Annotated in this window: 13 protein-coding genes; 9 read left to right on the forward strand and 4 right to left on the reverse strand. The window is 36.8% G+C overall.

Annotated elements, in window-relative coordinates:
* Position 1: 1 nt before the first annotated feature.
* The 5 genes from KD050_RS16285 (at position 2) to KD050_RS16305 (ending at position 4,554) form a co-directional block, all read left to right on the forward strand.
* Positions 2 to 1,198 carry a DUF418 domain-containing protein gene (locus KD050_RS16285; RefSeq protein WP_211893380.1) on the forward strand — a complete coding sequence of 399 codons (1,197 nt, stop codon included), beginning with the start codon at positions 2 to 4 and terminating at the stop codon, positions 1,196 to 1,198.
* A gap of 44 nt (positions 1,199 to 1,242) precedes the next feature.
* Positions 1,243 to 2,139 carry a fumarylacetoacetate hydrolase family protein gene (locus tag KD050_RS16290; RefSeq protein ID WP_211893381.1) on the forward strand — a complete coding sequence of 299 codons (897 nt, stop codon included), beginning with the start codon at positions 1,243 to 1,245 and terminating at the stop codon, positions 2,137 to 2,139.
* A gap of 54 nt (positions 2,140 to 2,193) precedes the next feature.
* Positions 2,194 to 2,556: a YisL family protein gene (locus KD050_RS16295; protein WP_211893382.1), complete on the forward strand. Its 363-nt coding sequence runs from the start codon at positions 2,194 to 2,196 to the stop codon at positions 2,554 to 2,556.
* 90 nt (positions 2,557 to 2,646) lie between these two features.
* Entirely contained in the window at positions 2,647 to 2,808 is a 162-nt protein-coding gene (locus tag KD050_RS16300) for a hypothetical protein (RefSeq protein ID WP_211893383.1), read from the forward strand.
* A 294-nt stretch (positions 2,809 to 3,102) separates the two neighbouring features.
* Positions 3,103 to 4,554: an alpha-amylase family glycosyl hydrolase gene (locus tag KD050_RS16305; protein ID WP_211893384.1), complete on the forward strand. Its 1,452-nt coding sequence runs from the start codon at positions 3,103 to 3,105 to the stop codon at positions 4,552 to 4,554.
* 38 nt (positions 4,555 to 4,592) lie between these two features.
* Here the strand turns inward: KD050_RS16305 and KD050_RS16310 are convergent, their stop codons facing one another.
* A complete protein-coding gene (locus KD050_RS16310) occupies positions 4,593 to 5,447 on the reverse strand; it encodes a dimethylarginine dimethylaminohydrolase family protein (RefSeq protein WP_211893385.1) in 855 nt (284 codons plus the stop codon).
* Positions 5,448 to 5,617: 170 nt separating this feature from the next.
* Between KD050_RS16310 and KD050_RS16315 the strand changes: the two genes are divergently transcribed.
* Positions 5,618 to 6,352 carry a YqcI/YcgG family protein gene (locus KD050_RS16315; RefSeq protein ID WP_211893386.1) on the forward strand — a complete coding sequence of 245 codons (735 nt, stop codon included), beginning with the start codon at positions 5,618 to 5,620 and terminating at the stop codon, positions 6,350 to 6,352.
* Between the two features lie 680 nt (positions 6,353 to 7,032).
* Here the strand turns inward: KD050_RS16315 and KD050_RS16320 are convergent.
* Both KD050_RS16320 and KD050_RS16325 read right to left on the reverse strand, forming a co-directional pair.
* Positions 7,033 to 7,884: a DegV family protein gene (locus KD050_RS16320; protein WP_211893387.1), complete on the reverse strand. Its 852-nt coding sequence runs from the start codon at positions 7,882 to 7,884 to the stop codon at positions 7,033 to 7,035.
* A 22-nt stretch (positions 7,885 to 7,906) separates the two neighbouring features.
* Positions 7,907 to 8,719 (reverse strand): Cof-type HAD-IIB family hydrolase, encoded by an 813-nt coding sequence (locus KD050_RS16325; RefSeq protein ID WP_211893388.1) that lies wholly within the window; start codon positions 8,717 to 8,719, stop codon positions 7,907 to 7,909.
* Positions 8,720 to 9,024: 305 nt separating this feature from the next.
* On the opposite strand from KD050_RS16325, the gene KD050_RS16330 reads away from it, so the two are divergent.
* Both KD050_RS16330 and KD050_RS16335 read left to right on the forward strand, forming a co-directional pair.
* Positions 9,025 to 9,783, forward strand: coding sequence for a prolyl oligopeptidase family serine peptidase (locus KD050_RS16330; protein WP_211893389.1), 759 nt, complete (start codon positions 9,025 to 9,027; stop codon positions 9,781 to 9,783).
* A gap of 202 nt (positions 9,784 to 9,985) precedes the next feature.
* Entirely contained in the window at positions 9,986 to 10,306 is a 321-nt protein-coding gene (locus KD050_RS16335; protein ID WP_211893390.1) for a metal-sulfur cluster assembly factor, read from the forward strand.
* A gap of 87 nt (positions 10,307 to 10,393) precedes the next feature.
* Here KD050_RS16335 and KD050_RS16340 read toward each other — a convergent pair whose 3' ends face one another.
* Positions 10,394 to 11,089: a Crp/Fnr family transcriptional regulator gene (locus KD050_RS16340; RefSeq protein ID WP_211893391.1), complete on the reverse strand. Its 696-nt coding sequence runs from the start codon at positions 11,087 to 11,089 to the stop codon at positions 10,394 to 10,396.
* A gap of 185 nt (positions 11,090 to 11,274) precedes the next feature.
* On the opposite strand from KD050_RS16340, the gene KD050_RS16345 reads away from it, so the two are divergent.
* A complete protein-coding gene (locus KD050_RS16345; RefSeq protein WP_211893392.1) occupies positions 11,275 to 13,410 on the forward strand; it encodes an ATP-dependent Clp protease ATP-binding subunit in 2,136 nt (711 codons plus the stop codon).
* Positions 13,411 to 13,665 lie beyond the last annotated feature (255 nt).

The following is a 13,665-nucleotide window of genomic DNA, read 5'->3' on the forward strand; positions in this document are numbered from 1 at the left end:
CTTGCTAATCAAACCAACAGGAGTAAATGAACGCATCATTTCAATAGATGTCATGAGAGGGTTCGCCCTTTTAGGGATATTTGTCGTGAATATGTTGTTTTTCCATACTCCATATATTTATATTAATCCATATACTTGGTATCAAAATCCAAGTGATTACGAGACGTTTAAAATGATTGACATTTTTGTACAAGGAAGTGTGTATCCATTATTTTCCATGTTATTTGGATATGGTTTGGCTATGCAATTTATGAAGTCTGAGGCAAATGGCGGTGCTTTTTCCAAATTTGCTGTTCGACGATTAACTGTTTTACTTTTAATCGGATGTATTCATGCTTTTCTTATTTGGGCAGGAGACATTTTAATAACGTATGCATTAGCAGGATTTGTTTTAATACTCATGATTAGATTGAAGCCAATTTGGTTACTTCTAATTAGTATTTTCTTATTCTTAATACCAAATGGTTTACTTAATGGCTTAATTTACTTGGGGTCCTTAATAGAGCCAGATGCCATGACTATTTATACTGGAATACAGGAAATCGAATCATCTGTTCTTGCCTACGGTCAAGGATCATGGGGCGATATATTCGGGCAACGATTAAATGATTGGCTTTATATGAGTGGAAATGGTGCAATACTTATAGTGATGTTCATTACTATTATTCCATTCCTACTATTAGGTGCAGCAGCAGCAAAATGGAGGCTTATCGAAAGAGCGAGAGAACTAAAAGTTTTTTGGATTGTTACAATAGTTATTGCATTCGCTATAGGAACAGCGATTAAGTGGATTCCGTATCAAAGGGGAGCAGATATGTTCACCATGAATATTCAAGATACTTTTGGAGGACCACTACAAGCAATTGCTTACGCAGGTGTAATAGCTATGGTTTGTTCGATTCCGATTGCAGCAAAAATACTATCTCCAATCTCCAAGGTCGGTAGAATGTCCATGACAATATATTTAATGCAATCGATTATTGCAACCACTATTTTTTATTCCTACGGATTCGGGTTGTACGGAAAGATTGATATAAGCACAGGTACTTTGATGGCTGTCGGTATTTATGTTTTACAAATAGTTTTTGCAGAGATTTGGTTTATGAAATTAAAGCAAGGTCCTGTAGAAATATTGTGGAGAAAACTGACTTATTCGAATAGTTTATCGAAAAAGGATGAAAAGGAACTCAATTTGTAATAGACTAAGAGATAGATTAAAACTATTAAGGGAGTGTCCATTAGATGAAACTATTATCATACCGTTTAAACGACAAAATTTGCTTCGGGCCAAAAGTCAAAAAAGAAGAGGCAGTATGGGATGTTTTTCACATTCAGGAGACGCTCCAAATATTACCCGAATTTCCCACTACCATTGTAGAAGGTGTGCGTTTAGGTATGGATTTTGTCGAACAAATCCGTAAATTAGTAGAAGCTGCTTTAAAGGCTGAAAATCCAAATAGTTTTAAACGTTCTTTTACGGAAATCGAGTGGCTTTCACCAATTCCACGTACTCCAAAAAATATTATGGCAGTCGGTAAAAACTATGCTGATCATGCGAAAGAAATGGGCGGTATAGCAAGTGATTTTGTTGTATTTACAAAGTCTCCAACTTCAATTGCAGCTGATGAACAAATTCTTTCACTACATGCAGATATAACAAACTCCTACGATTACGAAGGCGAGCTAGCAATCGTTATTGGTAAACAAGGAAAAAATATTCCTGAAAAATTAGCTTATGATTATATATTTGGGTACACAATTGCTAACGATTTAACTGCGCGTGATTTACAAACGAAACATCAGCAATATTTTTTAGGGAAAAGTCTAGATGGATCTTGTCCAATGGGACCATATTTAGTGACTAAAGATGAGTTGCCAAATCCACAGGAACTAGCAGTCGTGACTAAAGTGAATGATGAAATTCGTCAAAACGGGAAAACTTCCGATATGGTATTTTCAGTTGAACAAATTATTGCTGAAATTTCAAAATCGGTTACGCTAGAACCAGGTGATGTTATATTAACAGGAACCCCTGCAGGTGTGGGGAAAGGATTTAATCCACCACGCTTCCTAAAATCAGGAGATATAGTCAAAATTTCGATTGAAGGAATAGGTACATTAGTGAACAAATTCGAGTAACATGGTACACTAAATAGGATAGTAGTAAACTACAAGTATAATTGAGGTGGAAAAATGGATTTCTTAGCATCAACACATTTACACATTACCACTTGGGTAGTCGCACTAATCCTATTTTTTGTAGCATTAGCGATTGCAAAGCCGAAAGTAGTTCATATGATTTTACGTTTGTTCTACATCCTAATCATTATTACTGGAGTTGCTTTGTTCATCAAAGGTATGGACTTCGGTGAAGGAATGCTTTACGGATTAAAATTCCTAGCAGGCATATTAGTAATTGGTATGATGGAAATGACTTTAGTGAAAAAGGCAAAAGGAAAACCATACACAACGTTTTTAGTATTAGTATTTGTTTTCTTCTTCATCGCACTTTTCCTTGGGTTCAAATTACCAATGGGTGAAAATTTCTTAGCATAAGTACGGGGAAGCTTTCACTTAGTGGAAGCTTCTTTTCAATCCATTGATATTATGCTATTTTGAGAGGTAAGAAGAGAGGAGCAGCAGCTTATGGGAATATCATTGCTAATATTAGTAATTGTCCTAATGATTGCATTTGTAGGCACATCATTTATCATTGCCAACCTACAAAAAAATAACACCGATTCTCCAGGTGAACTCCAATCGCATATCCTTCAAGAATTCCATAAAACCCAAAAGCCACCTGAATGATTGGTGGTTTTTGTTTTGGAAGAAAAAGCAAGTCATCAACATACGAGAGCAAGTTTAAGCCTACTAGGAAGTGGTTCTCGATAAACATTTAAAGAACTAGAAACAAACTCGCCCCAACAATTTCAGGAATGACAAAGAAAGTTAACACATGAATAACACATGAATAACTACTTTGCGACCTGTCACAGTTTGGACGAAATATTATAGATATTTATTGCTTTAATTGCGAAACGATAGCGATTAAAACTTAGCTTTGATAAAATGAAATGTATATGCGTCAAAGGAGGATTTACCTTGAAGTTAACAAAATGGATTGTAACTGGATTGCTTATGAGTAGTCTTTGCCTATCGACAACTCTAGTGAGCAATGCAGAAACGAATAACTCTATACATAACGAAAGTATTTACGATCTATATGTAGATCGTTACTTCAATAAAATAGGAACGAACGATTATGATGTCAATCCAAAAGATCCTAATGCATTCGCAGGTGGAGATTTTCTCGGTGTTATGGAAAAAATGACACATATTAGTGATATGGGCTTCACTACTATCTCGATAGGACCTGTTTTTGCAACAGAATCCTATGATGGAAAGCGAATTTTAGATTTCGATGAATTGGAAAGACACTTTGGGACAACGGAAGAATTTAACGAGTTGTTAGACAAATCTCACGAAAAAGATTTAAAGATCATGGTTGAATTTCCTCTAAATAATTATAGTGAGAACCATATTTGGGCTAAAAATAACGAAAAGAGTGATTGGATACTTTCAAAAGAAAATGGTCAATTGCATTTGGATTTGACTAATCCTGATGTACAACAAGCCCTTATTGATACAATTGTTAAATTTGCAGAAACCTACAAAATTGATGGAGTTAAATTGTCAGAGTTGGAGGGCGCACCAACTCCATTTATAAATGAGTTAATTGAAGCAGTAAAAGAAGTACGTAATCCTATGTATGTTATTGCCCTCGAAGAGTCAGAGGCTGATTTTGATCTGGACTATTCAGAACAGCTAATGCTAGATTTCCGGGACACTTTCAAAAATACAGATTTACCTTCGGAGTCTATTTCTTCAGCAAATGAAAATAATCTTTTAATGGTGGATCATTTGTTGACGGAGAGAATTACCTATCATAGTGCCTTAGAGAATATGTTCCCACCTACTCGTATTAAAATGGCGATTGGTACTTTGCTTACATTACCAGGTGTGCCTTATATGACATATGGTACAGAAATAGCGATGAATGGTCAAAATGCTAAAGATAGCCACCAAATCATGAATTTCCGTGTAGATGAAGAGCTAATTGAATATTTAAAAGACATGGCCTCCATTCGTACAAAATCAGAAACGATGCGAACCGGTAAAATGGAATTGCTAGAAAATAAAGATGGATATGCCGTGTACAAACGATATTCTGATGAAGAAACATTTATTGTAGTCATTAATAATACAAGTGAGACAAAGAGAATAGACATTTCTAGCGAGGAAATAGGAGAAGATAAAGAATTACGTGGTTTATTTGAATCCGATACAGTCCGTGCTTCCGATGACGGTTCATACCGTTTAGTGTTGGACAGAGAGATAGTCGAAGTATATCAAGTTAAAGAAGACAATGGGTTAAATAGCGCCTACATTGCGGCAATGGCCATCGCATATTTATTGTTTATGTTATTCCTGATCATTGTTTGGAAAAAAGGGAAGCAACGCAGATTGGATGAAGAGAAAAAAGTGAAGAAGTAAGAAAAGATTGGCCACTGATATAAGGTGGCCAATCTTTTTTAATGGCGCATAATTGGCAATGAACAACATCGGAATGATCCACCTGATTTAATGATTTCTGAGAAATCGACCTCCAACACTTGATATCCATGCTCTCTCATCTGATGATTAACTTCATGATTTATTGGCAAACTAAGCACTCGATTATGACCAATAGACAATACATTCGTACCCATTGAGAACTGCTCACTTTCGCTCACTTCTATTAAATGATACATGCTCGACAAACGATCCACGATTTTTGGATCGAGCGCATCAGGATAAATCAACGCATCATTAGAGGAAAGAATATTGAACACACAATCTAGATGCAAATATTTTGGGTTAAAAGGAATAGGTAGAATCTCAAAATCCGGTAATTCTCTTTGCAAAGCTTGAACAGCGTTCTTACATGTACGGTCGCTAACTCCAACAAAAACACGATTGCCATCAATGATTACATCGCCACCTTCAATGGAATGTGTTGAGAGCTTCTTATACGAAATGTCATGTTCATTCATCCACTGAGCTAATATTTTTTCTTCGCCTTGACGAATCGGATTCGCCATTTTGGAAATAAATAAGCAATTGCCCAAAGTAAAACCAATATCTCTAGTGAAAACTTGTTCAGGGTGTTCTTTACTTGGTCGTAGTTTAATCACTTCCACACCCGCATTCCGTAAAGTTTGTTCAAATATCTGATGCTGTGAAATCGCAAGTGAACGGTCAATATTATTATTTACATACTTTTTTTGAACATCATTAATCACTTCTTTAATTTCCATGTATTGAGGTTCACATAAAAAGACTTTTTGAAGTGTTCCATATTCACTTTGACATTGTATTTGAGATTGATCTTGAATTATTTTCACCATAAGTCACCCTCCAATTTCTTATTCATTCCCTTTATATTCCCTTGATTTTTCATTTCATAACCTATTTGTGAAAATTATTTTCATTTGAATATCGCCGTTTCAGGAAATTTAGGATGGGGTAGAGAATAGATATATAGAGATGCTTGAATAAAGATAGTGGAGGCGATTGTATGATTACGAAGGAACAAGCTTTATTAACAAAAGAAGATTTTCATACTAGAACAGACTTGCCGAGTTGGCTCTATAAAGAATACGAAACTTTTCATAAAACTGTAACGGATAAAACGTTTCCATGTTTTTTTGGAATGAGTGGCGAACTGAAAGGCGAGCTCCGCTATGCTTATATCAATCAAGATGACTGGAGTAATCTACCGTCTGCAGTTGTAGGCTTTCTAGATTTATTTAAATTACCAAAATACAAGAGACACGGTCTTTTTGTATTTGTAGAGCCTTTTGAGCAAGAGGGTTCTATTGAAGACTACCGAAAGCAATTTTGGGATATTCTCCAATACTTACATGAAGTTGATGAAGTTGAATGGCCAAAAGACAGTCCTCGAGATCCTGAACACTATTTATGGGATTTCCGGTTCAATGGAGAGCCAATCTTTGTGTTCGGAAATGCTCCTGCTTATAAGAAACGAAAGACACGTCATCTAGGAAATTCGATGGTTCTTGGATTCCAGCCTCGCAAAATATTTGAAGGTTTAGAAGGAACTGAAAAAGGTGGTATTATGTCACGTGAAAAAGTTCGTAAACGTGTAGAAGCTTGGGATCAGCTTCCTAAGCATCCAGATATCGGCCACTTTGGCGATCCTACGCATAATGAATGGAAGCAATCCTTTATTGGTGATGATATTGAGCCAATTCAAGGCAAATGTCCATTCCACCATAAATCACAAGCATAAAATCAAGTCCCTATTTTCATAGGAGACTAAACCCCCATTTAAGTTTCTCGTTAATGGTGTAGCCTAAGTTTTACCAAAGACAGATCTTTTTTTAAAGGGGCGTTTACACTTTTCTTATAAGAAAGTATCTAAAAAAGTACCGTGAACACGGGGTTCATGGTACTTTAAAGAATGAAAAATACTACTGATTTCCGTTTCAGGTGGACGCCTTCCGCGGGGGGGAGCGATAAGCCATCACCACCGCTTCGCGTTCGTTGTGATGGCTTATCTGTTTCACTCATCCCGCTGGAGTCGCCACCTTCCACTTCAACAATGAAGGGTGTAGTACTCAAAAGTGATATTTCGGGCAGCATCTTTAACATTTAAGATTATTATGTCTAGTGTCATTTAACTAAAGTTTAAATAGCAATTCAGGAAGTAGATTAAATTTAGTAATAGTGGAAATACAGAGAAATAGTAAGTGTTTACTCAACGAGAAGGAGGAATGCGACCGAAATTGTATCTTCGGGCGCTTCCTTTATGAATAAGAAAGCATTTTTTCTCTATATATCCACAAAGAACTTAATCTTTTTCTTACAGTTGTAGGGGAGCGATGGACAGGTATATGCCACAAGATGAACGAAAAAAGAGGGCTGGTCGTGACGTCAGTCACGACCAGCCTCTGGGCGCTTGCACTTTTCTTAAGACAATTTATTTAAAAAGAATAATCCCATTGTCCCGGGACCAACATGTGCGCCAACAGTAGAACCAATGGAGTGTATCTCAATACTCTTCGGATGAAATCTTTCCTCGATCATTTGTTTTAATTCTAATGCTGTAGGTTCATCATCACTGTGACAAAGTGCGATGGACTGTTCACCAATAGTATCACCACGTTCGCCCATCATATCAATCATTCGCTTCAATACTTTTTTGCGTCCACGAATTTTTTCAAGGGGAACTAGCTTGCCATCCTCCACATGAAGAAGTGGTTTAATATTAAGTAATCCACCAACAAAAGCACTTGCCTTCGAAACTCTCCCACCGCGTGCTAAGTAATCCAAATCCTCCACGGTGAATAAATGCTCCATATGCTCTGCATGAAATCGTACTTTTTCAATAATTTGAGCATTGTCCATTCCTTCATCACGTAATTTAACTGCTTCTTTTAGTACTAAACCATATCCTAGCGATGCACATTGTGAATCGATGATCGTTAGCTTTAAATCAGGATATGTTTCTAATAATTGCTCACGCATCATCATAGCTGTACTATAGGTTCCAGAAAGAGCTGACGAAAATGCGATATATAATCCTTCTTCTCCAGATTTTGCAAGATCCTCAAATAAGCGTAAAAATAATTCTGGTGAAACTTGTGAAGTTTTTGGATGCTTTCCTGCACGGATTGCCGCGTAAACTTCAGAAGAATCAATACCAATAATGTCCTCATATTCATCCTCATCAATATGAACTCTAAGTGGCGCTAAAAGAACGTTGTTATCTTCAAAAAAAGCTTTTGGTAAATCTGTAGCACTATCAGCAAATATTCTCATTTCCCATCCTCCTGCATCTCTATTATTTAGTTAAGTTTAATCTTTCTATTAAGAATTCTGCAATACCATCTTCGTTATTTGTTAAAGTTACTTCATTAGCAATAGTTTGAAGAGGAATTATCGCATTTCCCATTGCTACCCCAATACCAGCATACTCTATCATTTCTAAATCATTATCTTCATCACCAAATGCAATGATTCGTTCCTGTGGAATATTTAAAAACTCCGATACTTGTGATAATCCAACTGCCTTATTTAAACCATGGCGTACAATCTCAATAACATCCCATGGTGCACCCCAACGGCGATGATCGATTACTTCCGCGTGTACATCTCTTAAGTGCTGACGAACTAAGTCAACTGAATCATCTTCTGCATGGATAAGTAAACTAGTTGGATCAGTTTTCAAAAGAGTTCGTAAATCTCCAGTTGTTACTTGCGGGTTCCCTAGTGAAAACGCAGAAAGTATTTTTTCATCGTGATAATGTAAATACACATCATCTAGTACCTCAGCGAGCATATTTTTGATGGAATAACTTTCTACAGCCTCTACTACTTGTTTAACAACCTTTAAATCTATCGGTGTATGTACAGTTTTCCAAGAAGAACTTCCAGGATGATGAACAAATGCCCCGTTGAAGTTAACAATTGGTGTACTCAAACCAAGCTCTTTATAATACATTTCACTAGATCTATAAGGTCTACCAGTCGCAATCATAACTTGATGTCCATCATTTTTTGCTTGTTGAAGTATATGTTTAGTTTTTGTTGAAATTACTTTTTCATCGGTCAATAAAGTCCCATCTAAATCTAACACGATTAAATGTGGTTTCATAAAAAAACTCCCTTCTATCTTACTTTAAAGTGTATCGTTTTCAATGAATAACGTCAAAATGTAAAAAGTGAAACTTCAATCAATGGGTTATCTTGCACTCACTGATTGAAAATAAAACTTTGGCAAAAAACTCCTCGTTCTGCGGCAATGCCGTAGTCTTACGACGTACAGGACATACTAGTATCGATGTAGCCACAGGACATTTCGATTTTAATCGGCCTGCTCGTTAATGCATGGTAGGTCAGTCTCTTTGTACTCATGAAATTACTTTGGTAGAATAATAAAAGAAGAAAGGCGGGATATCAATGATAGTCACTAATGAGGCATGGGGAAACATTCCGTTACTACATATCTATAAAGAAGAAATAAAAAAGGATTCTCCAATTGTCATCTTTTTACACGGATTTGAAAGTGCGAAAGAGCATAACTTACATTACGCATATCAGCTTGTTCAACAAGGATGCCGCGTCATTTTACCAGATGCACATTTACATGGAGAACGAGATGAAAAATTAGATGAAGTGGAAATAAGTTTACGCTTTTGGGAAATTGTTTTAACTTCAATTGAAGAAGTTGGACAGATTAAACATGAATTAGACAAACGTGGCTATTTCAACGGTCAAAAAGTTGGTATAGCCGGAACTTCTATGGGTGGGATAACTACTTTAGGTTGTTTAACGGCATATCCTTGGATTGATGCTGCTGCTATTATGATGGGAACGCCTGGTTATGTAGAGCTTGCAAAAGCACAAATTGCTTCCGTAGAGCAAAAAGGATTCAAAGTACCATTGAACGCAGATGAGAGAAAAAATATGTTCGACACCCTATCCAAATTTGACGCATCAAATCATCCAGATAATCTTATTGAAACACCATTATTTTTCTGGCATGGAGAAAAGGATCCTGTAGTACCATATGAACCAACTGCGCAATTCATAGCTTCTCTAAGAAAACAATATGATAAACAGAATATAGTCCTGATGAATGAAAAATCAGCAGGACATGCAGTATCAAGAAAAGGATTGCTGGCTTCTATGCAGTGGCTTGCAAACAGTTTGGCATAAACTGACGAGTTTGATATGATTGAGATATAAAGTGAAACTTCCATCAGTGGGGATTTTCTTCATCCCCGATGATGGTTAGTTGAACCAATCGGGGATTTACAGGCTGTTTATCCCCACCTATTCTTCTTGATTTTCTCTTAAAAAGTTGAGGTGGGGGTATTACAGCCTGTTTAACCGGGATAAAATAGAGGAGGTTTTCAAAATGAGTCAAGATGCAGAACAAGATATGAAGGATAGTATGATGGCCGCTCTTGAGAACGTTATCGACCCTGAATTAGGTATTGATATTGTCAATTTAGGTTTAGTATATGATGTACAATTAGCAGATGAAGATATCGCAAAAGTTACGATGACATTAACATCTATGGGTTGTCCAATGGGTCCACAGATTGTTGATCAAGTAAAAACAGCACTTGGTGAACTACCTGAAGTAAAAGATACAGATGTAAATATTGTCTTCAATCCACCATGGTCAAAAGATAATATGTCTCGCTACGCTAAAATAGCACTGGGAGTAAGATAATAGCAATATACGAAAGAATAAAAAGTCGAATCCGTAAAAGGTTCGACTTTTTATTATGGTGAAATTTAAAATTGAGTTCCATTCATACTAGTCAATCCGACAAATATGCAGTGGACAATCATCACACTCTACTTCAGTGCGTAAAAAATGTAAATCATGAATCGTAATCATTCCTTTATCTAACGAAAGTACATCTTTTTTCTTTAGATCATTTAGAATTCGGTTTACGACCTCTCTACTGGTTGCACAGAAGTTGGCCAGTTCCTGATTGGTCATAGCATAATCAATGAGAATACTGCCATCCTCCTGTTTTACCCCGTAAGTATTAGTTAATCGTATCAATGTGGACAATAACGCTCCTTTTTTACCGTGAAGCAGTAAATCTCTAAAGCGAGTCTCGTTTTTCAAATTATGCATTTGCATAACTTGAATCCATTCCATCATGAGAGACGAACAATCTGATAAATACTTTTCCAACGTTGCACGTGGTAATACTAATAATTGAGTAGGTTCTATTGCATTAGCTGAGACAGAATGATAAACAGTTTCGCAAAAAATAGATGTTTCTCCTATAAATGAATCATTTCCCGTAATTCGTAAAGTCAATATTTTGCCGCTTTCTGTATCCTTACTAATACGAACGGTACCTGTCTTGATGAGGTAGACGTCTTCTGCACTTTCACCTTCTAAGAAAACAGGGCGATCCTTATCTACTTTTAAGCTAGCTCCAAATTGTTCAAACAGTGCATGTATACCTTGTGAATTGGAACTTTGTTCATTCATAATTATTACTTCCTTTCCGTCATTCACATTCGTTTTTCATGTGCGCACTTTCTTTTATAATAGCATATTTAAATGATTTGTTTAGTGAAAATCAATAGTCATATTTCTTTACAAAGTTATTAGGAAGGTCGTATACTTATATTAGTCAAAAAAGGTCAAACTATTTCATAAGGAGAGGTTTGCATATGCAAATGAAGCAACAAGATGAAAAAAGTCCTTTAGAAACGTACGGTAGAAACTTAGTAACTGCAGTGAAAGAAGGGAAAATGGATCCTGTTATTGGACGTGATCAGGAAATTAGGGATGTTATACGTATTCTTTCAAGAAAAACGAAAAATAATCCAGTACTGATAGGAGAGCCAGGGGTAGGGAAGACTGCCATAGTTGAAGGGCTGGCGCAGCGTATTGTACGTAAGGATGTACCAGAAGGATTAAAGGAGAAGGAAATTTTTGAACTGGATATGAGCTCCTTAATCGCTGGTGCAAAATATCGTGGGGAATTTGAAGAACGTCTTCAAGCGGTTTTAAAGCAAGTGAAAGATAGTGAAGGACAAATTATTTTGTTTATCGATGAAATTCACACGATAGTTGGAGCTGGAAAATCTGACGGTGCAATGGATGCTGGAAATATGCTTAAACCAATGCTAGCACGGGGTGAGCTGCATTGTATTGGAGCAACAACACTTGATGAATATCGTATGTATATCGAGAAAGATCCAGCTCTTGAAAGACGCTTTCAACAAGTAATGGTGAGAGAACCTTCTATTGAAGATACTGTATCTATTTTACGTGGCCTCAAAGAACGCTTTGAGCTACATCACGGTGTGAGAATTCATGACCGAGCAATCGTTGCAGCTGCTGAGCTTTCTAATCGATATATCACAGAACGATTTTTGCCAGACAAAGCAATCGATTTAGTTGATGAGGCATGTGCGATGATTCGAACAGAGATCGATTCAATGCCACAAGAACTCGATGAAGTTACAAGAAAAATGATGCAGCTTCAAATTGAAGAACAAGCATTAATGAAAGAAAAAGATGCTGCAAGTCAAAAAAGACTAGAGCAGCTGCGTAAAGATTTGAAAGAATTAGAGGCTTCAACTAGTGAAATGCGAAATAAATGGCAACAAGAAAAAGAGGCCATTCAAGTAATACAGCAAAAACGGGAAGTATTGGATCGCTATCGTCGAGAATTAGAAGAAGCTGAAAATCAATATGACTTAAACAAAGCAGCTGAACTTCGACACGGGAAAATTCCAACATTAGAAAAGGAACTCCAAGTGTATGAAAACCAAGTAATTGAAGATCCAGAAACTCGTCTATTACGTGAAGAAGTAACAGCAGAAGAAATTGCCTCCATCGTATCAAGATGGACTGGCATTCCTGTAACTAAACTGGTCGAAGGTGAAAGAGAAAAACTTTTACGCTTAAAAGAAACATTAGGAGAGCGTGTAGTTGGACAAGATCAAGCTGTCCAGTTAGTTACAGAAGCTGTTTGGCGTGCAAGAGCAGGTATTAAAGATCCAAATAAACCAATTGGTTCTTTCTTATTTTTAGGACCAACCGGTGTAGGGAAAACAGAGCTAGCTAAATCTTTAGCGGCAAATTTATTTGATTCTGAGGAGCATTTTATTCGTATCGATATGTCTGAATATATGGAAAAGCATAGTGTGTCTCGTTTAGTCGGTGCACCTCCGGGATATATTGGGTATGAAGAAGGTGGTCAGTTAACGGAGGCAGTTCGAAGAAATCCATATTCAGTTGTGTTGTTAGATGAAATAGAAAAGGCACACCCAGATGTAGCAAATATTTTATTGCAATTGATGGATGATGGGCGTATTACAGACAGTCAAGGTAGAATCGTGAACTTCACAAATACGATTGTTATTTTGACTTCAAATATTGGCTCGGGATATTTAGCGAATACAACGGGGGAAGTAACTGAACAAGAAGAAAGCCTTGTCCTGAGTGCATTACATGAACATTTTAAACCGGAATTGTTGAATCGCTTAGATGACATCATTATGTTCCACTCATTGACAACGGAACACTTTGTTAAGATTACAGAAAAATACGTGAAACAGCTTCAAAAACGATTAACTGAACAAGAAATTGATTTACAAGTGGATGAGTCGGTAGTCCAGTGGATTGTTGAGGAAGGTACAGATGCTGCATTTGGTGCAAGACCATTGAAACGTTATATCCAACGCTATTTAGAAACAGCAGTGGCGAAACTTCTAATCGGCGGCACCGTTCTACCAGGCAGCAAGGTAGTGGCTAAAATGGAAGAGAATGAACTAAAAATCTTAAGTGAAAGTTAATAAAGTTTAGTGAAAATTTAACCATAGATAAACCACATAGAATCCGTGGTTTATCTATGGCTTTTTTTAAAGAGTTCAATCAGAACAGCAAGCTCTCTCGTATAGCGGTGGATGCCTCTCGTATATGTGCGATTCTCTCTCGGATAGCCAGTAATCACTCTCGTACAAGGCGAGCTATCTCGTATAGCCGTGGATGCCTCTTGTATATGTGCGATTCTCTCTCGGATAGCCAGTAATCACTCTCGTACAAGGCAA

Origin of the sequence: Psychrobacillus sp. INOP01 (genome assembly GCF_018140925.1) — a bacterium.
Lineage (GTDB): Bacteria > Bacillota > Bacilli > Bacillales_A > Planococcaceae > Psychrobacillus.